At 68.4% G+C, this 24143-nt stretch carries 28 protein-coding genes and 1 tRNA gene; 21 read left to right on the top strand and 8 right to left on the bottom strand.

The annotated features are described in order from the left end of the window. Window positions 1-26: 26 nt before the first annotated feature. Both ACTIEW_RS06305 and ACTIEW_RS06300 read left to right on the top strand, forming a co-directional pair. Window positions 27-103: transfer RNA gene (locus tag ACTIEW_RS06305), tRNA-Arg, on the top strand. 257 nt (window positions 104-360) lie between these two features. Next, a complete protein-coding gene (locus ACTIEW_RS06300) occupies window positions 361-1602 on the top strand; it encodes a FecR domain-containing protein (RefSeq protein ID WP_439477054.1) in 1242 nt (413 codons plus the stop codon). Window positions 1603-1612: 10 nt separating this feature from the next. Here ACTIEW_RS06300 and ACTIEW_RS06295 read toward each other — a convergent pair whose 3' ends face one another. Next, window positions 1613-2020, bottom strand: a complete 408-nt coding sequence (locus ACTIEW_RS06295; RefSeq protein WP_439477053.1) for a DUF983 domain-containing protein — start codon at window positions 2018-2020, stop codon at window positions 1613-1615. Between the two features lie 109 nt (window positions 2021-2129). Between ACTIEW_RS06295 and ACTIEW_RS06290 the strand changes: the two genes are divergently transcribed. Then, a complete protein-coding gene (locus tag ACTIEW_RS06290; protein ID WP_439477052.1) occupies window positions 2130-2642 on the top strand; it encodes a CinA family protein in 513 nt (170 codons plus the stop codon). Between the two features lie 37 nt (window positions 2643-2679). Next, a complete protein-coding gene (locus ACTIEW_RS06285) occupies window positions 2680-5526 on the top strand; it encodes a hypothetical protein (RefSeq protein WP_439477051.1) in 2847 nt (948 codons plus the stop codon). A 35-nt stretch (window positions 5527-5561) separates the two neighbouring features. On the opposite strand, the gene ACTIEW_RS06280 is transcribed toward ACTIEW_RS06285, so the two are convergent. From ACTIEW_RS06280 to ACTIEW_RS06270, 3 genes are all read right to left on the bottom strand, one after another. Beyond that, complete coding sequence (locus ACTIEW_RS06280; protein WP_439477050.1) at window positions 5562-5843, bottom strand: HU family DNA-binding protein; 282 nt, start codon at window positions 5841-5843, stop codon at window positions 5562-5564. Window positions 5844-5961: 118 nt separating this feature from the next. Beyond that, complete coding sequence (fliP, locus tag ACTIEW_RS06275; protein WP_439477290.1) at window positions 5962-6762, bottom strand: flagellar type III secretion system pore protein FliP; 801 nt, start codon at window positions 6760-6762, stop codon at window positions 5962-5964. A gap of 20 nt (window positions 6763-6782) precedes the next feature. Further along, window positions 6783-7058: a flagellar biosynthetic protein FliO gene (locus ACTIEW_RS06270; RefSeq protein ID WP_439477289.1), complete on the bottom strand. Its 276-nt coding sequence runs from the start codon at window positions 7056-7058 to the stop codon at window positions 6783-6785. A gap of 127 nt (window positions 7059-7185) precedes the next feature. On the opposite strand from ACTIEW_RS06270, the gene flgB reads away from it, so the two are divergent. The 3 genes from flgB to ACTIEW_RS06255 are packed head-to-tail and all read left to right on the top strand — an operon-like array spanning window position 7186 to window position 8337. Beyond that, window positions 7186-7593 carry a flagellar basal body rod protein FlgB gene (gene flgB, locus ACTIEW_RS06265; protein WP_439477049.1) on the top strand — a complete coding sequence of 136 codons (408 nt, stop codon included), beginning with the start codon at window positions 7186-7188 and terminating at the stop codon, window positions 7591-7593. Between the two features lie 14 nt (window positions 7594-7607). After that, window positions 7608-8027: a flagellar basal body rod protein FlgC gene (flgC, locus tag ACTIEW_RS06260; RefSeq protein ID WP_439477048.1), complete on the top strand. Its 420-nt coding sequence runs from the start codon at window positions 7608-7610 to the stop codon at window positions 8025-8027. 10 nt (window positions 8028-8037) lie between these two features. Next, window positions 8038-8337 carry a flagellar hook-basal body complex protein FliE gene (locus ACTIEW_RS06255; RefSeq protein WP_439477047.1) on the top strand — a complete coding sequence of 100 codons (300 nt, stop codon included), beginning with the start codon at window positions 8038-8040 and terminating at the stop codon, window positions 8335-8337. Between the two features lie 21 nt (window positions 8338-8358). Here the strand turns inward: ACTIEW_RS06255 and ACTIEW_RS06250 are convergent, their stop codons facing one another. From ACTIEW_RS06250 to ACTIEW_RS06240, 3 genes are all read right to left on the bottom strand, one after another. Further along, on the bottom strand, window positions 8359-9198 hold the full coding sequence (locus tag ACTIEW_RS06250; RefSeq protein WP_439477288.1) for a prolyl hydroxylase family protein: 840 nt from the start codon (window positions 9196-9198) through the stop codon (window positions 8359-8361). A gap of 62 nt (window positions 9199-9260) precedes the next feature. Then, window positions 9261-10412, bottom strand: a complete 1152-nt coding sequence (locus ACTIEW_RS06245) for an acyltransferase family protein (protein ID WP_439477046.1) — start codon at window positions 10410-10412, stop codon at window positions 9261-9263. A gap of 57 nt (window positions 10413-10469) precedes the next feature. Continuing rightward, window positions 10470-11171, bottom strand: a complete 702-nt coding sequence (locus tag ACTIEW_RS06240; RefSeq protein ID WP_439477045.1) for a hypothetical protein — start codon at window positions 11169-11171, stop codon at window positions 10470-10472. Between the two features lie 207 nt (window positions 11172-11378). Here ACTIEW_RS06240 and ACTIEW_RS06235 point away from each other — a divergent pair, with 207 nt between their 5' ends. Genes ACTIEW_RS06235 through ACTIEW_RS06215 form a run of 5 tightly spaced genes read left to right on the top strand, consistent with a single transcriptional unit; the run spans window position 11379 to window position 15191 of the window. Continuing rightward, entirely contained in the window at window positions 11379-11747 is a 369-nt protein-coding gene (locus ACTIEW_RS06235; RefSeq protein WP_439477044.1) for a GntR family transcriptional regulator, read from the top strand. Between the two features lie 4 nt (window positions 11748-11751). Then, the gene (locus ACTIEW_RS06230; RefSeq protein WP_439477043.1) at window positions 11752-12621 is read left to right on the top strand and encodes an ABC transporter ATP-binding protein; all 870 of its coding nucleotides are present in this window, start codon (window positions 11752-11754) and stop codon (window positions 12619-12621) included. Continuing rightward, entirely contained in the window at window positions 12618-13541 is a 924-nt protein-coding gene (locus ACTIEW_RS06225; RefSeq protein ID WP_439477042.1) for a hypothetical protein, read from the top strand. Before ACTIEW_RS06230 ends, ACTIEW_RS06225 begins: the two co-directional genes overlap by 4 nt. Window positions 13542-13569: 28 nt before the next feature. Beyond that, the gene (locus tag ACTIEW_RS06220) at window positions 13570-14430 is read left to right on the top strand and encodes a DUF2306 domain-containing protein (protein WP_439477041.1); all 861 of its coding nucleotides are present in this window, start codon (window positions 13570-13572) and stop codon (window positions 14428-14430) included. A 41-nt stretch (window positions 14431-14471) separates the two neighbouring features. Continuing rightward, window positions 14472-15191 (top strand): hypothetical protein, encoded by a 720-nt coding sequence (locus ACTIEW_RS06215; protein WP_439477040.1) that lies wholly within the window; start codon window positions 14472-14474, stop codon window positions 15189-15191. Here ACTIEW_RS06215 and folE read toward each other — a convergent pair. After that, a complete protein-coding gene (gene folE, locus ACTIEW_RS06210; protein ID WP_439477039.1) occupies window positions 15188-15763 on the bottom strand; it encodes a GTP cyclohydrolase I FolE in 576 nt (191 codons plus the stop codon). The genes ACTIEW_RS06215 and folE overlap by 4 nt on opposite strands. Before the next feature lie 110 nt (window positions 15764-15873). On the opposite strand from folE, the gene fliQ reads away from it, so the two are divergent. From fliQ to bla, 9 genes are all read left to right on the top strand, one after another. Next, window positions 15874-16137, top strand: a complete 264-nt coding sequence (gene fliQ, locus ACTIEW_RS06205) for a flagellar biosynthesis protein FliQ (RefSeq protein WP_439477038.1) — start codon at window positions 15874-15876, stop codon at window positions 16135-16137. Between the two features lie 20 nt (window positions 16138-16157). Next, window positions 16158-16928 (top strand): flagellar biosynthetic protein FliR, encoded by a 771-nt coding sequence (gene fliR / locus ACTIEW_RS06200; RefSeq protein WP_439477037.1) that lies wholly within the window; start codon window positions 16158-16160, stop codon window positions 16926-16928. Continuing rightward, window positions 16921-17997, top strand: a complete 1077-nt coding sequence (gene flhB, locus ACTIEW_RS06195; protein ID WP_439477036.1) for a flagellar biosynthesis protein FlhB — start codon at window positions 16921-16923, stop codon at window positions 17995-17997. Before fliR ends, flhB begins: the two co-directional genes overlap by 8 nt. Before the next feature lie 95 nt (window positions 17998-18092). Next, on the top strand, window positions 18093-19748 hold the full coding sequence (fliF, locus tag ACTIEW_RS06190; protein WP_439477035.1) for a flagellar basal-body MS-ring/collar protein FliF: 1656 nt from the start codon (window positions 18093-18095) through the stop codon (window positions 19746-19748). Window positions 19749-19759: 11 nt separating this feature from the next. Further along, the gene (gene fliG / locus ACTIEW_RS06185; protein ID WP_439477287.1) at window positions 19760-20782 is read left to right on the top strand and encodes a flagellar motor switch protein FliG; all 1023 of its coding nucleotides are present in this window, start codon (window positions 19760-19762) and stop codon (window positions 20780-20782) included. A 1-nt stretch (window position 20783) separates the two neighbouring features. Further along, entirely contained in the window at window positions 20784-21455 is a 672-nt protein-coding gene (locus ACTIEW_RS06180) for a flagellar assembly protein FlbE (RefSeq protein WP_439477034.1), read from the top strand. A 14-nt stretch (window positions 21456-21469) separates the two neighbouring features. Beyond that, window positions 21470-21787, top strand: a complete 318-nt coding sequence (gene fliN / locus ACTIEW_RS06175; protein ID WP_439477286.1) for a flagellar motor switch protein FliN — start codon at window positions 21470-21472, stop codon at window positions 21785-21787. A 41-nt stretch (window positions 21788-21828) separates the two neighbouring features. Further along, entirely contained in the window at window positions 21829-23223 is a 1395-nt protein-coding gene (flbD, locus tag ACTIEW_RS06170; protein ID WP_439477033.1) for a sigma-54-dependent transcriptional regulator FlbD, read from the top strand. A gap of 2 nt (window positions 23224-23225) precedes the next feature. Further along, window positions 23226-24131, top strand: coding sequence for a class A beta-lactamase (gene bla, locus ACTIEW_RS06165; RefSeq protein WP_439477032.1), 906 nt, complete (start codon window positions 23226-23228; stop codon window positions 24129-24131). Window positions 24132-24143: the final 12 nt, after the last annotated feature.

Genomic DNA, 24143 nt, shown 5'->3' with positions numbered 1-24143 from the left:
CCGTCACCCGCTAGGTCAGCCTGCGTGGCCCCGTAGCTCAGCCGGATAGAGCAAGGCTTTCCTAAAGCAGAGGTCGGGGGTTCGAGTCCCTCCGGGGTCGCCATCTACCGCTTGCGCTTGAAGATCATCACCGCCGCCATCGTGAGGATGACGGCGGGTACGAGGATCAGCAGCCACGACAGAATGCGTTCGATGTCCATGGCCGCGCCCCTCCCCAGGGCCGGCGCAAGGGGCGCGTCATTACATTGGAAGTCAAACGGACCCGCCCCGTTTTCCGCCCCCCGTTTGCCTCCCTGGGCGAAGGCTTTGGCCTCCCGGCGGGAAAGCGCTACGGTATCGCCGGTCGCGCGGGAGGCTCCAATGCGGACGAAGATCATCTGGACCGTTCTGGCCGTCGTTGTGGCCCTCGTCGCCTGGGCTCTGCTGACGCCGCCGGCGGCGCCGGGCCGGGTCGGGGTCAACCGGCTGGTCGAGAATGCGGTGACCACCACCCCCGCCGGACAGACCGAATGGCGGCCTTCGGTCACCGGGGCCGACGTGAATTTCGGCGACCGGGTCGCCACCGCCGCCGCCAGCCGTCTGGAGGTCAGTCTTCTGGACCGGTCGCTGCTGACCGTCGGGGCCAATGCGCAGCTGGAGATCGACCGCTTCGTCTATGACCCCGGGCGGGGCGTCGCCGGGGTGGCGGTCTCGGTGCTGCGCGGGGCTTTCCGCTTCGCCTCGGACAATCGCGGCGCCCAGCCCGAAGCCATCGCCTTCCGCACGCCCGGCTCAGCCATCGGCGTCCGCGGCACCGTCATCGAGGGCGTGGTGGGACCTGAGGCCGTGGCCTTCCTCGCCGGAATCCCCGGTGCGCCGGATCTGTCGGCGGAGTCCGACAGCGCGGCGGTGATCATTCTCAGGGAGGGGGCGATCGGGGTCGCCGTCAACGGCCAGAGCGTGGTGCTGGATCGGCCGGTGCAGATGGTCGCCCTGACCCGGACCCGGCTCTACCCGCCCTTCGGCGCGACCGATGAGACCAACCGCCGGTTCGAGGTCCTGTTGCCGACGCGCACGGGGACGTCCGATCCGCCCGTTGCGCCGCCGCCGGTCGATCCCTCCAGCGATGCGCCGCCGCCGACCGGTCCCGTCACGCCTCCTCCGACAGACCCGAACAACAAGCCTGAGGGGCCCGCGCCGCCGCCACCGCCGACGCGAGAGCCGCCTGTCCGCGCTCCCCCCGTTCGTAAGGCGCCCGTTCGTGATCCCGCCGTCCGGCCGCCGCTGACCCGGGCGCCGACAACGGTCGTGACGGCGCCGCCCGCGGCATCCGCTCCGGTCACAGCCGCGCCGCCTGCTCGTGATCCGCCAGTGGGCCCACCCCGGACCCGGCAACCGGACCCTGCCGTGACCGCTCCACCCGTGAATTCAACGCCCGGGACGGCAGCCCCGTCGACGCGTGATCCGCCGGTGCGAATGTCGCCGGCCCCGCGCCAGCCCTCGACCACGACGGCCACGCCGACACGCGCGGTCCCGATCGAGTCCCGCCTCCGGCAGCCGGTTCAGCCCCTGACCCAGCCCCCGCGCCAGACAACGCCGGCCGCCGCGCCCCCTCAGCAGTAGCGGCCGGACGTCAGCGCCATTTCGAACCTTCGCCGTGTTTGCCGTTGCTCTCGAATACCGGCGGAGCGGCCTTGTGGATGAACTGTTCCGACACCAGCCAGCCCTTCAGCGGCCGCAGCACGCCCAGACAGCCGAGAACAAGCAGGGGCATGGTCACGACCATATGCACCCAGATCGGCGGGTGGACGGCGAACTCGAACCACATGAACAGGGCCATGCCCACGATCCCGACGACGCTCATGCCGAAGAAGGCCGGGCCGTCCGCTGGTTCGGCGAAACCATAATCCAGACCGCAGGCGGGGCAGGCGTCGCGGATGGTCAGAAACCCCTTGAGCAACGGCCCCTCGCCGCAACGGGGACAGCGGCAGCGCAGGCCGGTCGAAAGGGTGCTCAAACGGGGATACTGGGGCTCGGTCACAACGGGATCCTGACAGGAAGGCCGCACGGCATGTCGGCTTGCCGGAACTCCGCCGCAACCGGCCTTGATGTCGCGGGAACACGCCGGCGAACGGGGCCGTTGCAGTCGCATGACTGAAACCCTCAGCCCCGCCCTGCCGAACGACGTCGAAGCCCTGGTGGAGGCGGTGCTGACGGCGGCTGACCAACGCGAGGTCAGCCTGGCCACGGCCGAGAGCTGCACCGGCGGACTGGTCGCCTCGGTCCTGACCGACGTCGAGGGTCGTTCGCACGTCTTCGAGCGGGGCTATGTCGTCTATACCGACAACGCCAAGGCCGACGAACTCGCCGTGCCGCCAAGGTTGCTCCAGGAACACGGGGCCGTGTCAGAACCCGTCGCCCGCGCCATGGCCGAGGGCGCGCTGCGGACCTCGGGCGCCGGCGTGGCCGTGGCGGTCACCGGCTTCGCTGGACCCGCGGGGCCTGATGATGAGACGGGCCGGGTGCATTTCGTGGTCGCCGCCACGGGCGCTCACACGATCCACGAAGAGCATCATTTCGGCGACATCGGCCGCGGTCCCTGCCGTATCGAATGCCTGCGGGTGGCGCTACGCATGCTGCATTCGGCGGTCACCAACCGTTAACCGCGTTGAAAGGCCGGCCGCGCGAGGGTGCGCGCGTATGTCCGGGGCCTCCGCCAGCAAGCGCATTCTCAAGACCTCCGTGGCCGCCGCCGCGGCGGGCGCGGTGCTGTTCGCGCCCCTGACTCCGCTGGCTCAGGAGGTCGCGGCGCCGCTGGATCCGGTCTCGATCCGCATCGGGTCAAACACCGAGTACACCCGCATCGAATTCGCCGGCGTCATCGGCGCCCGGTCGCAGGTTCGCCGTGACGGTCGCGACGTCATCGTCCGCATCGGTTCGACCGCCGCGCCCGATGTCTCGCGCCTCAAGGTCGATCCGCCGCGCGGCGTCGACAAGGTCGAGACCCGGGCGATCCGGGGCGCCACCGAACTGATCCTGACCCTCGCCGAAGGCGCCGACGCCAGCACCGGCTCGGCCGACGGCGCGGTCTGGCTCAATCTCTACGCCACCCCTCCGGCCGCCGCCCCGCTCGAGACGCCTGCTGTGGCGGCCCGGACCGTGCCGGTCACGGCCGTCGCCACCCCCGCCAAGGTCAGCCTGTCTTTCGCCTGGTCCACGCCGGTCGGGGCCGCCGTCTTCCGCCGCGGTGAGGCCGTTTGGGTGGTGTTCGACACCACCGCCCGCCTCGACATGCCGGGCGCCGGACAGCTCGGCCCCGTTTCCGACGCCCGCTGGACCGCCGGCCCTGATCACGTTGCGGTCCGCATTGCCGCCCCCGAAGGCCTCGCCGTCTCGGCGGCCGCGCGGGGTTCCACCTGGACCGTGACCATCGGCGGCCAGCCCATCGCCGTCGAAGGGGTCGCCATCGACCGTCAGGACGACGGGGAACCGGCCCTCGTCGCCCGCATGGCAGGCGCGACCCGTGCCGTCTGGCTGACCGATCCGCTGGCCGGCGACCGGTTCGCCGCCGTCACCGCCCTCGCTCCCGGAAAGGGCTTCGCCGACCGCCGCCGTACCGTCGATCTGGCCCTGCTGCCGACCGCCCACGGTCTGGCCGTGGAGACGCTGGCGAACGACCTCGCCATCCAGGCCGAGGGCGATCTGGTCACCCTCAGCCGGCCGGGCGGCCTGATCCTTTCACCGCCGTCCGCCGCCCTTGACGCCGCCTCGGCCGAGGACGGCGCGCCCCGGCGGGCGAAACACCCGTCCCTGATCCTGGCCGAGTGGGCCGAGCCCGGCCACGACGGCTTTTCCGCCCGCTATCGCCAGCTGCAGGATGCGGCCGCCCGGGAGTCGATGGCCGCCGGAGACGATCCCCGCGCTCCGGCCGAGGCCCGCTTCGCCCTGGCCCGGTTCCTTGTGGGCTCCGGCCTCGGCTATGAGGCCGTCGGCGTCCTGAACAGCATCGTCATCCAGGCCCCGAATATGGCCGGCGAGCCCGAACTGCGCGGCCTGCGCGGCGCCGCGCGCGCCTCGATCGGCCGGATGGCGGAGGCCCAGGGTGATTTCGCTTCCGCCGCTGTCGCGTCGGACCCCGCCTCGGCGGTCTGGCGCGGCTACATCGCCTCCACCCAGGGCGACTGGGAGTCGGCCCGACAGGCCTTCGCCGCAGGCGCCGCGGCGGTCGATGAGTTCCCCGCCCAGTGGCGCGCCCGCTTCGGCGCCGCCCACGCCATGGCGGCGCTGGAGACCGGCGATCTCGGCGCCGCCCGCGCCCTGCTGGCCTACAGCTTCAGCCAGAACGCCCCCGCCGCCGACCAGCTGACCGCCCGTCTGGTGCAGGCCAGATTGTTCGAACTGGATGGCCAGTCCGACCGGGCGCTGGCTGTTTACACCGCCATTGGCCGCGCGCCGCTGGACGCCGTCTCTGTGCCCGCCAAACTGGGCGTCGTCCGCCTGTCGCTGGCCAAGGGGACCATGAAGGCCGATGCGGCGGCCAAGGAGCTGGAGAGTCTGCGCTGGCGCTGGCGCGGCGACGCCACCGAACTGGCCGTCATCCGCCAGCTGGGCCAGCTCTATCTGTCACAGGGCCTCTATCGCGAGGCACTGACCGCCCTGAAGGGCGCCGGGCCCAATCTGAACCGTCTTGAGGGCGCCGCCGAAATCCAGGCCGATCTGGGGGCCGCCTTTCGCATGCTGTTCCTTGAGGGTGGGGCCGACGGCCTTCAGCCCGTGCAGGCGCTGGGCCTGTTCTACGACTTCCGTGAACTGACACCTATCGGCGCCGACGGCGACGAGATGGTCCGCCGTCTTTCGCGCCGTCTGGTCGATGTCGATCTGCTGGATCAGGCCGCCGAACTGCTGAAATACCAGGTCGAGAACCGACTGGAGGGCGTGGCCAAGGCCCAGGTCGCGACCGATCTCGCCGCCCTCTACCTGATGGACCGCCAGCCCGAGCCGGCCCTGCAGGCCATCTGGAACTCACGGACGACCATCCTGCCATCAGTCCTCAACACCGAGCGCCGCGCGCTGGAGGCCCGCGCCCTGATGGATCTGGGCCGGTTCGACCATGCACTCGAGGTGCTGGGCGCCGACGCCTCGCCCGAGGCCCGCGAGGTCCGCGCCGAAGTCCTCTGGAAGCAGCGGAGCTGGGCTCCGGCCGCCGCCCTCTATGAGGCGCTGCTGGGTGAACGCTTCCGGAATCCCGCGGCCCTGACGGTCGCCGAGGAGGCCCGGCTGATCCGCGCCGGGGTTGGCTATTCGCTGGGCGAGGACGCCGCAGCCCTGACCCGCCTGTCGCGCAACTACCGCCCGTTCGTGGCCGGGGCGCGGGCGAAGACGGCCCTGTCGATCGCCCTGGACGACGGGGTTGGCGGCGGCGCCTCACCGGGGGACTTCGCCGGCCTCGCCGCCTCGGCCGACACCTTCGCGGGCTGGGTCGCGGCCATGAAGGCCGAACTCAGAACGAAAACGGGCGGGAACCGACCCGCGGCGCCCGCCCGTTGAATACAGCCCTTCTCCCCGGGGGGAGAAGAAATATCCTACTTCTTGTTCACCGCATCCTTGAGCGGCTTCGAAACGCGGAAGCGCACGGCCTTCGAGGCGGCGATCTTGATGGTCGCGCCGGTGGCCGGGTTGCGGCCTTCACGGGCGGCGCGGGCGGCGGTGTCGAACACGCCGAGGTTCGAGATGCGTACGTCCCCGCCGCCGGTCAGCGACTTGTGGATGTTCTTGACGAGGGCGTCGAGCATACGGCCGGCGTCGGCCTGGCTGACACCGGCGTCCTTGGCGACGGAGGCGATGAGTTCTGCTTGGGTGGTCATGTGGGTCGTTTCCCGATGTGAGCTCGCCCCGATTCAGGGGCGATGACGGACGGATTGACGCCGCTTTTTATTCCCTTGGCAAGCGACTTCGCCGCTGTAACCCCCACGGGGTGGGGAATTATCCGGTACCGGAGGCTCTCTGGAAGCTCTCGACCAGGCTTCCGGCGACCAGTCTCCAGCCGTCCACGAGCACGAAAAAGATCAACTTGAACGGCAGTGAAATCACCACCGGAGGGAGCATCATCATACCCATGGACATGAGCACGCTGGCGACCACCAGATCGATCACAAGGAACGGAACGAAAAGGAGAAATCCGATTTCGAAGGCCCGCTTCAACTCGCTGATCATGAAGGCCGGAGTGACCACCCTCAGGGGCAGGTCGGCGGCCGCCGTGGGGGCCTCCAGTTGGGACAGCCGGACGAACAGCGCCAGGTCGTCCTGGTCGACCTGACCCAGCATGAAAGTCTTCACAGGTTCAGACGCCGCATCGAAGGCCTGGGGCAGCTCCATCTGCTGATCCAGCAGGGGTCGGATGCCCGAATCATAGGCGTCCTGCCAGGTCGGGGCCATGACGATGGCGCTCAGAAACAGGGCCAGGGACACCAGCACGGCGTTCGGCGGCGACTGCTGCATGCCCAGCGCCGTGCGCAGCAGCGACAGCACCACGATGATCCGGACGAAGCTGGTGGTCATGATCACGATCGACGGCGCCAGCGACAGCACGGTCATGAGTCCGACCAGCTGCACCACCCGTTCGGTGAGGCCCGAGCCTGTCCCGAGGTCGACATTGATAGCCGCGCCGGGTCCGCCCGCCGCCGCCACGTCCTGGGCCAGGGCCGCCAGCGGCCACAGCAGACAGAAGCCGGTGGTGATCAGCGACAGGATCACCGCGCGCTTCAGCTCGGCGCGAGTGGGCATGACGAAGACGCCCTTCAGGTTCACTTGGCCGCCTCCGGCCCGCGAGGTTCGATCAGCTCCCGGCCGTCGCCGAGAATCAGCAGCCGCTCCTCGTCATCAATCTTGACGAGAACCAGCCGCCGCGCCGGATCGAGCACCAGAGTCTCGACCACAGTCATCCGCCGTTCGCCGCGCTCGGCGCTGATCCGGGCCAGCAGCTGCGGCAGGTATCGCCGTGAGGCCCATGCGGCCAGGCCGATAATCCCGAGGGTAATGGCGAGCGCGAGGATCGCCCGGGCGAGGTCGAGGAAATTCATGCGGCAGACTTCGCCCGACATGGTTAACGCCGCATTGAGATAACCCCCCGTTAACCATGCAGGCGGCAGTTTCTGCCCATCTCAGAGGGGCGATCCGCGCCCCGACGCATCGAACTGGGAGGCTCGCATGGGCTTCACCGACCTGCCGCTGCTCAGCCAGATCAAGGGCCGCCTGTCCTGGCTGGACGAGCGCCAGCGCGTCATCGCCCAGAACGTCGCCAATACCGACACGCCCGGCTACGTCAGCCGCGACCTGAACCAGCCAACTGATTTCGCCCGTGCGCTCGCCGAGGGCGGCGGCGGGGTCCGCATGGTCCGCACCAGCGCCATGCATATCGCCCCGGCCGGCGCGACCGCCCGGTTCGAGAGTCGGGCCGCGCCCGATTCGGAGACCACGCTCGACGGCAATTCCGTCGTGGTCGAGGAACAGATGCTCAAGATGGCCGAGAGCCGCATGGCCTATGACGCGGCCATCGGCTTCTACCAGAAGTCCATGCAGATGCTGCGAATGGCCGCCCGCCCGCCCGGCCGATGATCGAGGAATAGCCGATGCCCGACCCGATCCCGCCCCGCAACTCGGCCATGGCCGTGGCCGCCAGCGCGCTGCAGGCGCAGCAGTCGCGCATGCGGATCATCGCCGAGAACATCGCCAACGCCCAGTCGACCTCGCCGGTCGCCGGCGGCCAGCCCTATCGCCGCCAGATCCCCGTCTTCCAGGCGCGCGAGATCAACGGCGCCACGGGCGTCGCCCTGGCCGAGGTCCGCGTCGATCAGGGCGACTTCCGCTCGGAATACGATCCCAGCCATCCGGCGGCCAACGGCGAGGGCTATGTGCTGCGGCCCAATGTCGACACCCTGGTCGAGGCCATGGACATGCGCGAGGCCCAGCGCGCCTACGAGGCCAACCTCAATGTCATCGAGACGGCGCGGGCCATGGACGCCCGCATCCTCGACCTGCTGAAGAAATAGGGACTGACCGATGAACCCCTTGGCCGCAGCGCGCGCCTATTCGGCGATCCAGGGCACGGAGATGCCGGCCTCGCCCGTCGGCGGCGCCCAGCCCTCGGGCTTCGCCGACATGCTGACCAGCGTCATGGGCGACATGACCGCCAGCTCGCGCGCCGCCGAAACCCAGATGGCGTCCGCCGTCCAGGGGCAGGGCAGTCTGATCGACGTCGTCACCGCCGTTTCCTCGGCCGAGGCCTCGCTGGAAACCGTCATGGCCGTGCGCGACCAGGTCATCTCCGCCTATCAGGAGATCATGCGGATGCCGATCTGACGCCTGTCAGACCCCGGACCTTCAGCCGATTGGCGCCCGCCCGCGCAGCCACTGCGACAGCACCCATTTCTCGCCGGTCGTCGGCGGCAGGCCCGCATGGCGTGTGCGCCGGTCAATGGATCCGTCAGGCAGGGTGTTGGCCCACAGCAGGGCGTCGCCCTTGCGGCCGCGATGCCTCAGGCTGCCGGCCTCGAACGCCGTCTCCCCGCCCTCGAAATCGTCATTGAGAAACACCAGACAGGTGGCGATCCGCTGCCCGCGCGCGGCGAGGTCGGCGGCGTAGCCGGGCAGGGCGGGGTCCAGCCAGTCGACGTGCCAGTCGAACGTCTGACCGACCGCATAGTGCAGCACCTGCGTCCATTCGAGGCCGGGAACGGGCAGGCCCGCCGCCCGCGCGATCCGCTCGCGCACCACGGCCAGAACCACATCCATTCGCTCCAGAGCGAACTGCGCCGCGGCGTTGGTCCGTACGCTTTCGCGCCGCCCCTCGCCCGTTTCGGGGTCATAGACCAGCGCCGGCTCGGCCATGCCTTCGGCCCGGTCCTTCAACCAGTCGCAGATCGTGCCCGCCAGGAAGCCCTCGATGGCGAGGATGGCCGGTCCCTGGCTCAGCATCCGGGGCGCGGGCGGGTTCAGCCAGGCGGCCATGTCGATTCCGGCGCCACCCGACAGCAGGGCCAGTTGCCTCCCTGCCGTGGCGTGTCCCAGCTCCGCCGCATGCGTCAACCGCTCCAGGGCCGCGCGCCAGTCCTGCGGCAGACCCAGCCCTATGGCGGTCAGCACGGCCAGCCGATGCGCGGCGTCCGCGTCGCCGGCGTCGGCCGCCACGGCGAGGGCGTGGGGATCGTGGGGGTCAGGCATGCTCACCCGGTTGTTCTAGCCCAATTCGTGCCCGGCGCGATCCGGTCCGACGTCGGTCAGCCTCAGCCTTCCAGCGACACGACCGGTTGGGCCACGACCATGGGATGCGACCTCGACCGGCCCTTGAGCCAGACGCGGATGCGGTCCTGGATCGGCGTGTCGATCAGCATATGGAAGAGGATGGCGAAGACGAAGGCCGCCATCACGCCCATCCCCCACAGCGCCCACTGGGCGGCGACGGGCAGGGCGTATTTGGCGATCAGGACATTGACCACGCCGAACCAGGCGATCCGCACCACCTCATTGGTGATGAACATCGAGAACGAGACCTGCGCCGCCTTCTCCACCCATTTCGAGGGCCGCGGCGTCGGCACGGCGCCGGCCGCCAGAATGATGGTCGAGATACAGACCAGCGAGATCAGGGCGTGTTTGTCGAAATACTGCACGAAGGCCAGCATCAGGGCGGCGCCGATCCCGGCCCAGCCGGCCAGTTTCGGCGCGATCCAGACCTTCTGGGCGAACCAGGCCAGGGCCATGCCGAGGAAGAACAGTGGCAGGGCGCGGATGAAGCCGAAGCCCATCGGCATCTGATAGACGGGATAGCCGAACAGGCTCCAGGTGAGCTGGTTGGCGACCAGATAGCCGCCGACGCCCAGCGCCAGCACGCTCCACGGCCCTAGCCGCACCAGACCCTTCAGGATCCACGGGAAGGCGAGATAGCAGCCGATCAGGGCCGAGATCGACCAGCTGGGCGCGTTCCACCCGTAGCCGCCGGGAATGCCGAACGCCTGCACCAGACCCAGCTGGGCCGGCAGCTGGCTCCAGTCGAACCATTCCGGCGCCCGGGGCCCGACGCCGGCCGCGGTCCCCCCGACCACGAGAACGACCAGGGTGAGTCCCATAAGAATGTGCGCGGGCCAGACCCGCAGGAACCGCTTGGCGAAGAAGTCGCCGGCCGACATCCGGCCTCCCGCGAGCGAGCCGCCATAGACCCGCATCAGCACATAGCCGCTGTCGATGATGAAGAAGTTGGTGAGCAGGAACCCGCCCCGCTCGAACACCGGATGCAGTCCCTCGGCCAGGGCGATCGGCCCCGCGCCCTGGAAGTGATGCAGGATGATTAGGGCGGCCACAATGAACCGCAGGGCGTCCAGCCACCCGCCGCGCACGATGGGCGGTGTCTCATTTCGGGTCGATATCGCCGTCCAGGCCATGGAAAACACCTCTTCTGAGGCGAATTCCGCAAGGACCGGGCCGTCAATGCGGCGTCTTCAGGCCCGGTCGCAGACGTAGATGGTGCAGCTCGATGCGCCGCCGGTCAGGGGGTTGTCGAAGGTCACAACCTCGGCGCGGACGTTGGCGAAGACAGCCCCGAGCACGGCGATGAAGGCTGCGTCCGGTCCCTCGTCGGACCACATGGCGAAAACTCCGCCCTCGGTGATCCCTTTGCGGAGGCTCCGCAGCCCCTCTTCGGCATAGAAGCGTGCGTGATCCGGGTGGAGCAGATTGCGGGGCGAATGGTCGATGTCGAGCAGAACGACGTCGTAACGCTCCGCCGGCGCCCGCGGCGTATCGAACCAGCCGAAGAAGTCGCCCAATTTGAGATGACAGCGCGGTTCCTGCCCCAGGCTTTCCCCGAGCGGCACAAGCCCGGCCTCATGCCATTCGATCACCGGGGCCAGAGCGTCGACGACGTCGACCGATGTGACCCGATCGTCTGCCAGCGCCGCGCGGGCCGTGTAGCCCAGCCCCAGACCGCCCACGAGAACGCGCAACGACGCGCCCTTCGCGGCCGCCAGACCCCGGACGGCCAGTTCAGTCTCGCCGACCGTGAACAGGCTGGACATCAGATGTTCGTCGCCGAGGATGACCTCGACGACATCACCGTCGATGGCCGCCACCCAGCGCCGCCGCAGGATCAGCGGCCCCATGGCGGTCACGCGATAGTCCAGTTCCTCGATCAGCCGGCCCATGTCGCGTGCTCTCCCCGGTCGGTGATCCCGTCCGAGCCTCCAGGGTAGCGCATTCCGCCACGGAATTGCGCCTCCGGGCGTGGCGACCACAGGGCCGGCGAGAGCCTCCACGAAAAGCGCTTGCGTTCCCTAAGTGTTATAGTCATGTATAACACCAGTTCGGTACTGTATCGAACCAATGTTGCGAGGGGGCGTCCGGAAGGGACGATGGATTCAGAGTGGGACGACGGTCAGCCGATCTATCGCCAGATACGCGATCGCGTGGTCGCCATGATCCTCGACGGACTCCTCAGCGAGGGCGACCCGCTGCCCTCGGTTCGCAACGTCGCGACCGGGAGCCGGGTCAATCCGCTGACAGTGCTCAAGGCGTATCAGCAGCTGGTCGACGAGCAGCTGGTGGAGAAGCGGCGCGGGGTCGGCATGTTCATCAACGCCGGCGCGCGGGAGCTGCTGCTGCGGGCAGAACGCCAGCGGTTCCTGACCGATCAGTGGCCCGAAATTCGCGCGACCATCCAGCGGCTGGGCCTGACGCAGGACCTGCTGGGCGCGGTCCCGCCCAGGCCGGCGGAGGACTGAGCCGATGAGCTGCATCCGCGCCCGTGGCCTGCGCAAGGCCTTCGGCTCCACCATCGCCCTGGACGGGGTCGATCTGACCGTCGAAGCGGGTCGTATCGTCGGCCTGATCGGCCCCAACGGCGCCGGCAAGAGCACCGCATTCCACGCCATCGTCGGCCTCGCCGCCTGTGAGGGAGAGCTCGAAGTTCTGGGCCGTCATCCATGGGCCCAACGCGGCGACCTGATGCACGACGTCTGCTTCATCGCCGACGTGGCCGTCATGCCGCGCTGGATGCGGGTCGGACAGGCGCTGGATTTCATGGCCGGCGTTCATCCCCGCTTCGATCGCGCCCGGGCCGAGGGCTTCCTGGCCCGCACCACGATCGGGCGCGCCAGCAAGATCCGCGACCTTTCCAAGGGCATGGTCACCCAGCTGCACCTCGCCCTGATCATGGCGGTGGATGTGAAGCTGCTGGTGCTGGACGAGCCCACGCTGGGCCTCGACATCCTGTACCGGAAGCAGTTCTACGACTCGCTGCTGAACGACTATTTCGACGGGGATCGCACCATCCTCGTCTCGACCCACGATGTCGCCGAGGTGGAGCACATCCTGACCGACGTGGTCTTCCTTGACCGCGGCCGCGTCGTGCTCGACTCCTCGATGGAGGACGTGGAGGCCCGCTATCTGGAGCTGGTCGTCGGACCCGACCGTCTCGCCGCCGCGCGCGCCTTGCGGCCCCTCCATGAGCGTACGCTGCTGGGCCGCAGCATCCTGCTGTTCGACGGCGTCGCCCGCGACCAACTCGCCACCCTCGGCGAGGTGCGCTCGCCCGGCCTGGCCGATGTCTTCGTCGCCCTGATGGGCGGGACCCAGACGGCGCGGGAGGCCGCATGACCTCCGAAACCGAGCACCTGTCCGACGCCCCCGCGGTCGTCGCCTCGCCCTGGCGCACTCATGCCCGGACCTTCTACTGGCTGCTGCGGCGCGAGCTGTGGGAGCATCGCGTGCTCTACATCGCCCCGGCCGTCGTCGCCGGCCTCGGCATCCTCGGCACGCTGGCCGGCTCTCTTCACCTGTCGAACGTCGAGCGCGCCGACCGGCTCGCCGATCCCGCCTCGACCTACGATTACATGGAGCCCTACGGCTTCGTCGCGGGGACGGTGTTCCTCAGCGGCGTGGTCGTCTCCATCCTCTACAGTCTCGCCGCCCTGCACGGCGAGCGGCGCGACCGCAGCATCCTGTTCTGGAAATCCCTGCCGGTGTCGGATTTGATGACGGTGCTGTCCAAGGCGGCGGTCCCGGCCCTCATGATGCCGGTGATCGTCTTCGCCCTCGTGGTCGTGGCCCAGCTGGTCATCGTGGCCCTGACGTCGCTCATCTGGCTGGCGAACGGCTTCGACCCCAGGCTGATGTGGGTCGAGCTCGACCTTCCGTTCCTGTGGACCGTGCTGTCCTACGGCCTGACCTTCATGACGCTGTGGCACGCGCCGGTCTTCGCCTGGTTGCTGCTGGTCTCGGCCTGGGCGCGCCGTGTGCCATTCCTCTGGGCCGCGGCCCCGTTCGTGGCGATCGCCATCATTGAATACCTGGCCTTCGGCGCGGCGGGCGGGCCCAACCCGTTGCAGCACCGCATCCTGGGCGGCTTCAGCGGCCCCTTCACCGTGGGCAGCCGCGGCGACGCGCCCGTCAGCACGCTGGCCGACCTCGATCCCGTGCGCCTGTTCGGTCAGCCGGGCGTGTGGATCGGCCTGCTGGTCGCCGCCGCCTTCCTGTTCGCCGCCATTCGCCTGCGCCGTTCGCGCGGCCCGATCTGATCCTTGCGTCTGTGAAAGGAGCCGGCTCATGCGAGCGACATCCGACGCCATCAGCACCCAAAACGCGACATCCGGATCCGGCGGGGCGGACGGCGTTCTGGGCGCCGCCGCGGCGTTCTGGCTGCTGACGGCGCTGATCGGGCAGTGGCTGTTCTTCTACTACATCGCCAGTTTCTACGGCCCCGCGATGGCGTCCGGAAACTATGAAGCCTGGAGCGTGCTCAGCACGATGGGGGCCAAGGGCTACGTCGAGGGCGACACCGCGGGCAATATGACCTTCGGCGCCCATGCTCTGGCGGCCGGGATCATAGCCTTCGGCGGAGCGCTTCAGCTCGTGCCGCAGATCCGGGCCAGAGCGCCGGTCTTCCATCGCTGGAACGGGCGGCTGTTCCTGCTGACGGTGGTGGGGCTGAGCCTGACCGGCTTCTATCTGGTCTGGGGCCGGGGCTCGCCGCCGGACTCGCTGGGCGAGATGTCCACCACGCTGAATGGCGTGCTCATCCTCGCCTTCGCCGGCCTGGCCGGGCGCTACGCGATGGCGCGGCGGATCACCATCCATCGCCGATGGGCCATGCGCCTCTATCTGGTCTCAAACGCCCAGTGGTTCCTGCGCATCGGCGTGTTCGCCTGGTTCGTCGGCAACATGGCGCTGGGAAGGGAGGTCTCGATGAGCGACCCCTTCTTCAGCATCTGGGCCTTTAGCTGCTACCTCGTGCCCATTGCGGTTCTGGAGCTTTACCTGCGCGCCAGGGACCGTGGCGGGCCGATAGCACGAACCGCGGTCGCGAGCCTGCTGGTCTTGCTCACCCTGCTGATGGGCCTCGGCATCTTCGCCTTCTTCATGTTCTCCCAGAAAATCCTGTCCGGCGCTCCGCTGTCGCTCGGCTGACCGAAGCGACATCGACCGCTCTCCCAGAGAAGAGTTTTCCCATGCAAGGCTCAGACAACCTTCTGGTGGCTCCCGCGGACGCACCGGCGATCCTTCATTTCGCGGCGGATGTGCTGCTGTTCCTGCACATCGCGGGCGCTTCCGTGGCCATGATCGCGGGTTTCGTGGCCGTGATCGCGCGCAAGGGCGACACCGTGCACCGGGCGGCCGGGAACGTTTTCTTTGTCTCAATGCTGGTGATGGCCGGGGTGGCGGGCGGGGTCTCGCCTTTCGTGCCGGAGATCGTGCCGGTTAATATCGCGGCCAGCGTCATGACCTTGTATCTGGTGACCACCGGCTGGATGACAGTGAAACGGCCGGAGGGCGCGGTTGGCGGATTCGAGACCGGCGCCATGCTGTTCGCCGTCGGTCTGGCCCCGATCTCGGCCGTGTTCGGCCGGATCACCGGCGACCCGACCCTGTATTTCTTCGCCGGGATCGCCACCCTGGCGGCGCTGGCCGACTTTACCATGCTGCGCCGCCGCGGCCTGACCGGCGTGCCGCGGATCGCACGCCATCTCTGGCGGATGTGCGCGGCCTTCTTCATCGCCACCGGCTCGTTCTTCTTCGGACAGGCGGACGAGATACCCGCCGTGCTGCGCGGCCCGCTGACGACGGTGCTCGGCCTGGCGCCGCTCGGCTTCCTGCTATTCTGGATCGTGTGGGTCCGGATCAGCCGGGCGTTCAAGTCCGCGCCGATCGCCGTGGCGAGCGGGCCCTAGCCTCGCACCAGGCGCAGGAACTCTTCCCGCGTCCGGGCGTCGTCCCGCACCACGCCCAGGAGGGCGCTGGTGGTCAGGCTGGCGCCGGGCGCGTCGACCCCACGCATCGTCATACAGCTGTGCTCGGCCTCGATGACCACGCCGACGCCTTGGGGCCGCAGCACCTCATCGATCGCGGTGGCGATTTCGGAGGTCATCTTCTCCTGGATCTGTAACCGGCGCGCATAGCCGCGCACCACTCGCGCCAGTTTGGAGATGCCCACCACCCGGTCGGTCGGCAGATAGCCGACATGGGCCACGCCCACGACCGGCAGCATATGATGTTCGCAGAAACTGACGAAGCGGATGTCCTTCAGCACCACCAACTGGTTATACCCGCCGACCTCCTCGAAGGTCCGCTCCAGATAGGCGCGCGGCTCGACCTCATAGCCGGCGAACAACTCGCGATAGCTGCGGGCAACCCTCGCCGGCGTGTCAAGCAGCCCTTCCCGGTCGGGGTCGTCACCCGCCCATTCGATCAGGGTGCGTACAGCGGCTTCGGCGTCGGACTGGGAGACGGGGGGCTTGGTCATGCTTCGCTTTACGCCGGGCGAGGCGGTTTGATCCAGTCGGGTCCGTCCTAACCGCTCGTTAACCACGCTCCCGGCATTTTCTGCCCGGTATTTGGTGGAGCGTGATTTCAATGAACGGCGCTGAAGTGATGGATGTGGGGCGTGACGCCCTGTGGCTGACGATCCAGCTGTGTGCGCCTGTTCTGCTGGTCGGCCTGGTCGTCGGCGTGGCCATCGGCCTGTTCCAGGCCCTGACCCAGATCCAGGAACAGACCCTGATCTACGCCCCCAAGATCATCGCCATCTTCGTCAGTCTGCTGCTGTTCCTGCCGCTGATGGGAGCGCTGCTGGGCGGCTTCATGCGGACGATCGCGGCGCGCATCGCCGGCATGTGATCGCCATGGGACGTCAATAGGTGGAGCCCTGGGCGACATCGGACCAGGTCTGGCAGGGCGCGCTGATCTTCTCGCGGATCGGCGCCGTGCTGCTGATGCTGCCGGGCGTCGGCGAAAGCTATGTGTCGCCGCGCATCCGCCTGTCGCTGGCCCTGGTCGTCAGCCTCGCCCTGTGGCCAGTGATCGCCGGCACCCTGCCGGCCTTGCCCGCGACGGTGGGCGGCATGGCGGGATGGATCATCCGCGAGGTCATCGTCGGCCTGATGATCGGCGCCCTTCTGCGGTCCTTCCTGACCGCCCTGGCCACGGCCGGCGAGATCGTCGCCCTGCAGACCACCCTGGCCTTCGCCCAGACCGCCAATCCGATGCAGGTCCAGCCCGGCTCGACCATCAGCGCCTTCCTGATGCTGCTGGGCACGACCATGATCTTCGCCACCAACACCCATCACCTGTTCATCGCCGGTCTGGTGGGATCCTATGAGCTGATCCGGCCGGCCGGGCCGCTGCTGACCGGCGACTTCGCCACCCTGGCCATCCGCACCGTGGGCGACGCCTTCATGCTGGGGGTGCAGCTGTCCGCGCCCCTGCTGGTCTTCGCCCTGATCTTCAACCTCGCCTCAGGCCTCGTTGGCCGGGTGATGCCATCTTTCCAGGTCTTCTTCGCCGCCGCCCCGCTCAGCATCCTGCTGGGCCTGTCGGTCTTCGCCCTCAGCCTCGGCGTGATCGGGACGGCTTTCATCGACCGCTACCGCGCCCTGGCCAATGTCTTCGTCGGAGGCGCCGGTGGCTGATGCGCCGGATCCCGACTCGAAGACAGAAGAGGCCTCCCCACGAAAACTCGCGGACGCCCGCAAGAAGGGCGATGTCGCCAAGTCTCCGGACGTCGCCGCAGCCCTGTCCCTGGCCGGCGCGGCCGCCGTGGTGCTGATTTCCGGCGGCTGGTTCGCCACCTCCATGGCCGAACAATTTCTGCCCTTCATCGCCGCGCCTCACACCATGATGGGGGGGCTCGACGCCGGGGCCGGGGTCGAGATCGGGAGCATGGCCCTTTGGGCCATGGCGCCCTTCCTCGGCGTGGTCATGCTGGCCACCATCCTCGGCGGCGTCGGCGGCAATGTGGCCCAGTCCGGCCTGCTCTTCACGGCCGAAAAGCTGAAGCCCGACTGGTCCAAGGTCAATCCGCTGAAGGGGTTCAAACGCATCTTCGGCCCTGATGGCCTGGTCCAGTTCATCAAGACCTTTCTCAAGCTGCTGGCGGTGGGGGTGATCTGCTGGCTCGTCCTGAGGCCGCACCTGCGCGAGCTTGAGGTGATGGCGGCCATGCCCCCGGCGATGATCCTGCCCATGGCGCGCGATCTGGCCATCGCCCTGATGATGTCGACGATCATCTTCCTGGGCTTCACCGCCGGGGCCGACTTCCTCTGGCAGAAATACCGCTTCGCCGAGCGGATGAAGATGACGAAGGAAGAGACCAAGGAGGACTACAAACAGTCCGAGGGCGACCCGCACATCAAGGCCAGGCTGAGGCAGATCCGGAACCGGCGCAGCCGTCAGCGGATGATGCAGAACGTCCCGAAAGCCACGGTCATTGTCGTCAACCCGACCCACTATTCCGTCGCCCTGCGCTACGAGCCCGGCGAGGGTGATCCCGCGCCGATCTGTGTGGCCAAGGGGGTTGACGCGGTGGCGCTGCGCATCCGTGAGGTGGGCCGCGAACACGACGTTCCGATCGTCGAGAACGTGCCTCTGGCCCGCGCCCTCTACGCCGCTGTCGATATCGACGAGACCATCCCTCGCGAACATTTCGAAGCCGCCGCCAAAGTCATCGGCTTCGTCATGCAGAAACGCAAAAAACACTGATCGTCCAAAGGTCTTAACCCCGCATTTACCACGAAGGCGGCAGTTTCTGCCTAGCGGGCGTCTGTAAGGACCCGTGAGTATTCGGGGCAGGACGCGTGGGCGGCTTCACAGCGGCGTTGCAGAGATTCGGGATCGGTCGGCTGACCGTGGTGCTGGGCGTCGCCGCCGGCGTTGCGGCCGTGCTGGTCGCCGTCATGCTCCGCATCGGCCAGGCCCCGGACGCCCTGCTGTATTCCAATCTCGACCTGCAGGAAGCGTCTGAGGTCACCACGGCGCTGGACAGCGCCGGCATCAAATACTCCTCGAAGGGCGACGGCTCGACCATCTTCGTCAGCCGTGACGAGGTCGGCGAGGCACGCATGCTGGTCGCCGGCAAGGGGCTCGTGACCTCCGGCTCGGTCGGCTACGAGATCTTCGACAACCAGTCGGTGCTGGGCCAGACCGAGTTCCAGCAGAACCTCAATGAAAAGCGCGCCCTCGAGGGCGAACTGGCCCGCACCATCCTGACCATGCGCGGCATCAATTCCGCCCGCGTCATGATCGCCCTGCCGCGCCGGGAACTGTTCCAGTCCGACGCCGCCGACCCCACCGCCGCCGTGGTCGTGGGCGTCACCGGCGGCCAGCTGTCGGGCGCCCAGGTCCAGGCCATCCGGAACGTCGTCGCCTCCTCGGTGCCCAATCTGAAGCCCGAGAAGGTCACCCTGACCGACACCTCCAACCGCACACTGGCCGCCGGCTCGGACTCCGAGGGCTTCAGCGCCGCCTCGGCCCAGGACGCGCAGGAGACCACCGAGGCCCGGTTGCAGGCCCGGATCATGGATATCGTCGAGGGCGTCGTTGGCGTCGGCGGCGCGCGCGTCCAGGTCACCGCCGACATCGACCACAGTCGCTCCACCACACAAGAGCAGCGTTACGATCCGGACGGTCAGGTGGTGCGCTCCACCTCGACCAACGGCTCGGAGAGTTCCGACGCCACGGGCGTCAGCGATGGCGGCGCGACGGCGACCAACAACATCCCGGGCGGCGAAGCGCCCGCCACGACCCCGACCGGTTCGACCACGACCGACTCCACCGAGACCACCGAGACCACCAACTACGAGATATCAAACACTACCACGACCACGGTGAAGGAGGCCGGCGAGATCAAGCGGCTGGCCGTTTCGGTCGCGGTGGACGGCAGATGGACCCCCGCAGCCAACGGCGGGGCCCCGACCTACGCCGCGCGCACGCCGGCGGAAATCGAGCAGATCAAGGCGCTGGTCGCCGCGGCCGTCGGCATCGACGCGACGCGCGGTGATCGGATCGAGGTGCTGAACGCCCGCTTCAACCGCGACCTGGCCGTGGTCGGCGGGGAGGAGGCGGCGTCGTCGTTGTTCAACTTCACCAAGAACGACATCATGCGCGGCGTGGAGTTGCTGGTGCTGTTGATCACCGGCCTGCTGCTAATCTTCTTCGTGCTGCGCCCGCTGCTGAAATCGGCCGGCGGCGGCGTGGGCGGCGGTCCGTTGCAGCTCGCGGCCGCCGGTGCGGGCGGCGGTGGCGCGGTGACCTCGCTGCAGACCACCATCATGGGCGGCGCCGGCGGGGTCATGCCCCAGCTGGCCGGTCCCTCGGAGATGGACCAGCGGCTCGATATCGCCCGCATCGAGGGCCAGGTGAAGGCTTCCTCGGTCAAGAAGGTCGCGGATTTTGTCGAGAAGCATCCTGATGAATCCGCCACCATCCTGCGCAGCTGGGTGCACGAGGGCTGATGGCGCGCGCTATCAACAAGAAGCCGGCTGTCGAGGACGTCAGGAAGCTGACGGGGCCTGAGAAGGCCGCCGTCATTCTGCTGTCGCTGGGTGAGGACCATACGCGTCTGTGGCAGAGCCTTGACGAGGACGAGATCAAGGAAATCTCCCAGGCGATGGCGTCGCTGGGCACCGTTGGCGCCAACGTCGTTGAGGAGCTGCTGGTCGAGTTCGTCTCGGGCATGAGCGGCTCCGGCGCTGTCATGGGCAGCTTTGAACAGACCCAGCGTCTGCTCGCCTCCTTCATGCCGAGCGACCGGGTCGAAGGCCTGATGGAGGAGATCCGCGGTCCCGCCGGCCGCACCATGTGGGACAAGCTCGGTAATGTGAACGAGGCCGTCCTCGCCAACTATCTGAAGAACGAATACCCCCAGACCGTCGCCGTGGTCCTGTCCAAGGTGAAGCCGGACCACGCCGCCCGCGTCCTGACCAGCCTGCCCGAGGACTTCGCCCTCGAATGCGTCCAGCGCATGCTGCGGATGGAGCCGGTGCAGCGCGAAATCCTCGACAAGATCGAGCAGACCCTGCGCACGGAATTCATGTCGAACCTGGCGCGCACGTCCAAGCGCGACAGCCACGAGATGATGGCCGACATCTTCAACAGCTTCGACCGTCAGACCGAGGCCCGTTTCATCGGCGCGCTGGAAGAGCGCAACCGCGAGGCGGCCGAGCGTATCCGCGCCCTTATGTTCGTGTTCGAGGATCTGGCCAAGCTGGACCCCGGCGGCATCCAGACCCTGCTGCGCGCGGTCGAGAAAGATTCCCTCGGCCTGGCCCTGAAGGGCTCGTCGGAAGCCCTGCGCGAACTGTTCTTCTCCAACATGTCCGAACGCGCCGCCAAGATCATGCGCGAGGACATGGAGTCCATGGGCCCGGTCCGTCTCAAGGACGTCGATCAGGCCCAGATGGCCATGGTCCAGGTCGCCAAGGATCTCGCCGCCAAGGGCGAGATCATGCTGGTCGGCCAGGGCGGCGACGACGAGTTGATCTACTGACATGACCCACCAGCCTCTCAGCACCCGCTTCTCCTTCGACACCGAGTTCGACGCCGCCGGCGTGGTCGTGAGCGCCGCCGCCGCCTTCCGCCCGATCAAGCGCGCCTATGGCCCGGCCGAGGTCGACGCCCTGGTCGCCCAGGCCCGGCTGAACGCCCGCAACGAGGCCCTGGCCGAGGTCGAGAGCATCCAGACCATGGCCCTGTCCGCTATCGGCCAGGCCCTGGCGTCCGCCGCCCCCGCTCTGGCCCAGGTCGCCCAGCTGCATCGTCAGCAGGCCGCCGAACTGGCCCTCACCGCCGCCCGCGTGGTGTCCGCCTCCGCCCTCGACCGCCACCCCGAGGCGCCCCTGCAGGCCGCGCTGGAAGCGCTGGGGCAGGAGATCGACGCCTCGCCGCGTCTGGTCATCCGCACCGGCGACCTGACCGAGGCGACCCATGCGCGCCTCCAGCAGCTGTGCGCCGACGCCGGCTTCTCCGGCATCGTCGCTTTCCGCACCGAACCCGCCATGGCGCCGGCCGCCTTCCAGCTGGAATGGGCCGACGGCCGCGCCGCCTTTGATCCCGAGGAAGCCTTCGCCCGCATGAGCGAAGCCCTGAACTCCGCCCTGGCCGCCGAGGCCGGGCATGCCGAAAACCTCACCCCTGAAACCTCGATGGAAGGGAGGCCGTAATGGCGTCCGACACCATGGCCCTGGAGGAGTTCCCGGACTCCGTTGCAATCACTGTCAGCGAGGACCCGTCCGACAAGACGGCGCACGACCTCACGCCGGTCTTTGACGTGCCGGTCAACATTTCGGCCGTGCTGGGCAAGGCCCACATGTCCGTGGCCCAGCTGCTCAAGCTGAACCGCGGCAGCGTGCTGGAGCTCGACCGCAAGGTCGGCGAGGCCATCGATATCTTCGTCAACAACCGTCTGGTCGCCCGCGGGGAGGTCGTCGTCGTCGAGGACCGCCTGGGCGTGACCATGACGGAAATCATCAAGACCGAGGACTCCGGCGCCTGATCGGCGGCCGGACGGTGCGTAGAGATTAGAGGAGAAGACCGATGCGGCTTCTGGTGGTTGGCAGGCTCAGCGGACAGCTGGCGACGGCGGTGAAAATGGCCATGGCGCACGGCGCCAAGGTCAGTCACGTCGAGCGCGGCGATCAGGCGACGGAACAACTTCGTCGAGGGCAGGGCGCCGACCTGCTTATGGTCGACTATCGCATCGACATCGCCGGCCTGATCGCGGCCAACGAGGCCGAGCGGATCCATGTTCCGGTCGTGGCCTGCGGCGTCGACGCCGACGCCAGCGACGCGGCCGCCGCCATCCGCGCCGGGGCCAAGGAGTTCATCCCCCTGCCCCCCGAGGCCGATCTGATCGCCGCGGTCCTGGCCGCCGTCGCCGATGACGACCGTCCGCTGATCTCCGCCGATCCGTCGATGAAGGCGGTCATCATGCTGGCTGATCAGGTCGCCCGCTCGGAAGCCTCGATCCTGATTACCGGCGAGAGCGGCGTCGGCAAGGAGGTGATGGCCCGTTACCTCCACGCCGGCTCCAAGCGCGCCGACCGCCCCTTTATCAGCGTCAACTGCGCCGCCATTCCCGACAATCTGCTGGAATCGGAACTGTTCGGCCACGAGAAGGGCTCGTTCACCGGCGCCATGGCCCGCCGCATCGGCAAGTTCGAGGAGGCTGACGGCGGCACACTGCTGCTGGACGAAATCTCCGAGATGGACGTCCGCCTTCAAGCCAAGCTGCTGCGCGCCATCCAGGAGCGGGTCATCGACCGCGTCGGCGGAACCAGGCCGGTGCCGGTCAACATCCGCATCATCGCCACGTCCAACCGCGACCTGGCCCGCTCGGTCTCGGAGGGCACGTTCCGGGAAGACCTGCTCTACCGCCTGAACGTCGTGAACCTGCGCCTGCCGGCCCTGCGCGAACGACCGGGCGACATCTCCGTACTCGCCGATCATTTCGTCAAGAAATACGCCGCCGCCAACGGCGTGCCGGTGCGGCCAATCTCGGCCGACGCGCGCCGCGCCCTGGTCTCGCACCGCTGGAACGGCAACGTCCGCGAGCTGGAAAACGCCATGCACCGCGCCGTGCTGCTGGCGGTCGGGTCCGAGATCGACGTCGAGGCCATTCGCCTGCCCGACGGCCAGCCGCTGAGCGCCGGATCCCACGGCGCCGCCGGCTATGACAACCCCGCCGCCCGCGCCGCCCAGACCGCCGACGCCATCACCCGCGCCCACGTGGGCCAGACGGTGGCGCAGATGGAGAAGACACTGATCCTCGACACCCTGTCGCACTGCCTCGGCAACCGCACCCATGCGGCCAACATTCTGGGCATCTCGATCCGCACCCTGCGCAACAAGCTGAACGAATACGCCGACGAGGGCGTCCAGATCATCGCCCCGCAGAGCGGCGTCGCCGCCGTCGGCTACGCGGCCGCCTGATCATGACCCGGGGGGCCGACCGCAGGACTGTCCTGACCGGCCTCGCCGCGCTCGGCGTGGCGGGTTGTTCGCGCCCGGCCGCCGAGGCTGGGGCGACGGGCCCGTCGCCGGCTCCGATCGCGTTCGACCTGTCCGCCCTCGAAACCCGGCATGACGGCCGCCTCGGCTTCGTCGCCCATGACGTCGGCGCCGATGCCCGCGTCGCCTGGCGCAGCGATGAGCGGTTCGTCTATTGCTCGACTTTCAAGATGTACCTCGCCGCCGCGACCCTGCTGCGGGTCCAGGCGGGTGAAGAGCGTCTCGACCGCGCCATCCCGGTGACCGCCGCCGACATGGTCAACCATGCGCCCGTCACCGAACCCGCCGTCGGCGAGACCCTGATGATCGAGCGGTTGATGGAAGCGACCGTCGGGCTCAGCGACAATCCGGCGGCCAATATCCTGATCCGCGAACTGGGCGGCCTGGAGCGGTTGCGCGCCTTCTATCGCGGCATTGGAGATACTGACACGCGGGTCGATCGGCTTGAGCCGGAGATGAACCGGCTGGACGGCGACAAGGACACCATTACGGCGAGCCAGTCCGCGCGGAACATCCAGCGGCTGTTCGTGCGCCGGGACACCCCTCTGACAGCGGCCTCCCGAACCCTGCTGCTGGGCTGGATGTTCGCCACGCCCACGGGTCCGAACCGCCTGAAGGCGGGCCTGCCCGCCGACTGGCGGCTGGCGCACAAGACAGGCACCGGCGGCTATGGCCCGACAAACGACATCGGTCTGGCCTGGCCTCCGTCAGGCGAGCCCCTGATCATCACCGCCTATTTCCACGGCTCGCGGACCTCGACCGAACAGCAACGTGAGGCGGCCATCGCCGACGCGACCCGCATCGCCCTTGCCGCGCTCGGCCGCGCATGACGGACATCCCCG

The organism is Brevundimonas sp. (assembly GCF_051860745.1).
GTDB lineage: Bacteria > Pseudomonadota > Alphaproteobacteria > Caulobacterales > Caulobacteraceae > Brevundimonas.
Note: the sequence above shows the minus strand (reverse complement) of the source record. Positions and strands in the feature narration are given on the sequence as shown.

What these genes read in the sequence shown, in the direction of transcription:
- ACTIEW_RS06280 (WP_439477050.1), bottom strand. Translation starts at nt 5,843, where the DNA reads ATGACCACCCAAGCAGAACTCATCGCCTCCGTCGCCAAGGACGCCGGT.
- ACTIEW_RS06240 (WP_439477045.1), bottom strand. Translation starts at nt 11,171, where the DNA reads ATGGGCCGGCTGATCGAGGAACTGGACTATCGCGTGACCGCCATGGGG.
- ACTIEW_RS06230 (WP_439477043.1), top strand. Translation starts at nt 11,752, where the DNA reads ATGAGCTGCATCCGCGCCCGTGGCCTGCGCAAGGCCTTCGGCTCCACC.
- fliP (WP_439477290.1), bottom strand. Translation starts at nt 6,762, where the DNA reads ATGCCCACTCGCGCCGAGCTGAAGCGCGCGGTGATCCTGTCGCTGATC.
- ACTIEW_RS06245 (WP_439477046.1), bottom strand. Translation starts at nt 10,412, where the DNA reads ATGGCCTGGACGGCGATATCGACCCGAAATGAGACACCGCCCATCGTG.
- ACTIEW_RS06235 (WP_439477044.1), top strand. Translation starts at nt 11,379, where the DNA reads ATGGATTCAGAGTGGGACGACGGTCAGCCGATCTATCGCCAGATACGC.
- ACTIEW_RS06250 (WP_439477288.1), bottom strand. Translation starts at nt 9,198, where the DNA reads ATGCCTGACCCCCACGATCCCCACGCCCTCGCCGTGGCGGCCGACGCC.
- fliN (WP_439477286.1), top strand. Translation starts at nt 21,470, where the DNA reads ATGGCCCTGGAGGAGTTCCCGGACTCCGTTGCAATCACTGTCAGCGAG.
- ACTIEW_RS06180 (WP_439477034.1), top strand. Translation starts at nt 20,784, where the DNA reads ATGACCCACCAGCCTCTCAGCACCCGCTTCTCCTTCGACACCGAGTTC.
- ACTIEW_RS06270 (WP_439477289.1), bottom strand. Translation starts at nt 7,058, where the DNA reads ATGAATTTCCTCGACCTCGCCCGGGCGATCCTCGCGCTCGCCATTACC.
- ACTIEW_RS06255 (WP_439477047.1), top strand. Translation starts at nt 8,038, where the DNA reads ATGAACCCCTTGGCCGCAGCGCGCGCCTATTCGGCGATCCAGGGCACG.
- ACTIEW_RS06215 (WP_439477040.1), top strand. Translation starts at nt 14,472, where the DNA reads ATGCAAGGCTCAGACAACCTTCTGGTGGCTCCCGCGGACGCACCGGCG.
- ACTIEW_RS06300 (WP_439477054.1), top strand. Translation starts at nt 361, where the DNA reads ATGCGGACGAAGATCATCTGGACCGTTCTGGCCGTCGTTGTGGCCCTC.
- folE (WP_439477039.1), bottom strand. Translation starts at nt 15,763, where the DNA reads ATGACCAAGCCCCCCGTCTCCCAGTCCGACGCCGAAGCCGCTGTACGC.
- flgC (WP_439477048.1), top strand. Translation starts at nt 7,608, where the DNA reads ATGCCCGACCCGATCCCGCCCCGCAACTCGGCCATGGCCGTGGCCGCC.
- ACTIEW_RS06290 (WP_439477052.1), top strand. Translation starts at nt 2,130, where the DNA reads ATGACTGAAACCCTCAGCCCCGCCCTGCCGAACGACGTCGAAGCCCTG.
- bla (WP_439477032.1), top strand. Translation starts at nt 23,226, where the DNA reads ATGACCCGGGGGGCCGACCGCAGGACTGTCCTGACCGGCCTCGCCGCG.
- flgB (WP_439477049.1), top strand. Translation starts at nt 7,186, where the DNA reads ATGGGCTTCACCGACCTGCCGCTGCTCAGCCAGATCAAGGGCCGCCTG.
- flbD (WP_439477033.1), top strand. Translation starts at nt 21,829, where the DNA reads ATGCGGCTTCTGGTGGTTGGCAGGCTCAGCGGACAGCTGGCGACGGCG.
- ACTIEW_RS06225 (WP_439477042.1), top strand. Translation starts at nt 12,618, where the DNA reads ATGACCTCCGAAACCGAGCACCTGTCCGACGCCCCCGCGGTCGTCGCC.
- fliQ (WP_439477038.1), top strand. Translation starts at nt 15,874, where the DNA reads ATGAACGGCGCTGAAGTGATGGATGTGGGGCGTGACGCCCTGTGGCTG.
- ACTIEW_RS06285 (WP_439477051.1), top strand. Translation starts at nt 2,680, where the DNA reads ATGTCCGGGGCCTCCGCCAGCAAGCGCATTCTCAAGACCTCCGTGGCC.
- ACTIEW_RS06220 (WP_439477041.1), top strand. Translation starts at nt 13,570, where the DNA reads ATGCGAGCGACATCCGACGCCATCAGCACCCAAAACGCGACATCCGGA.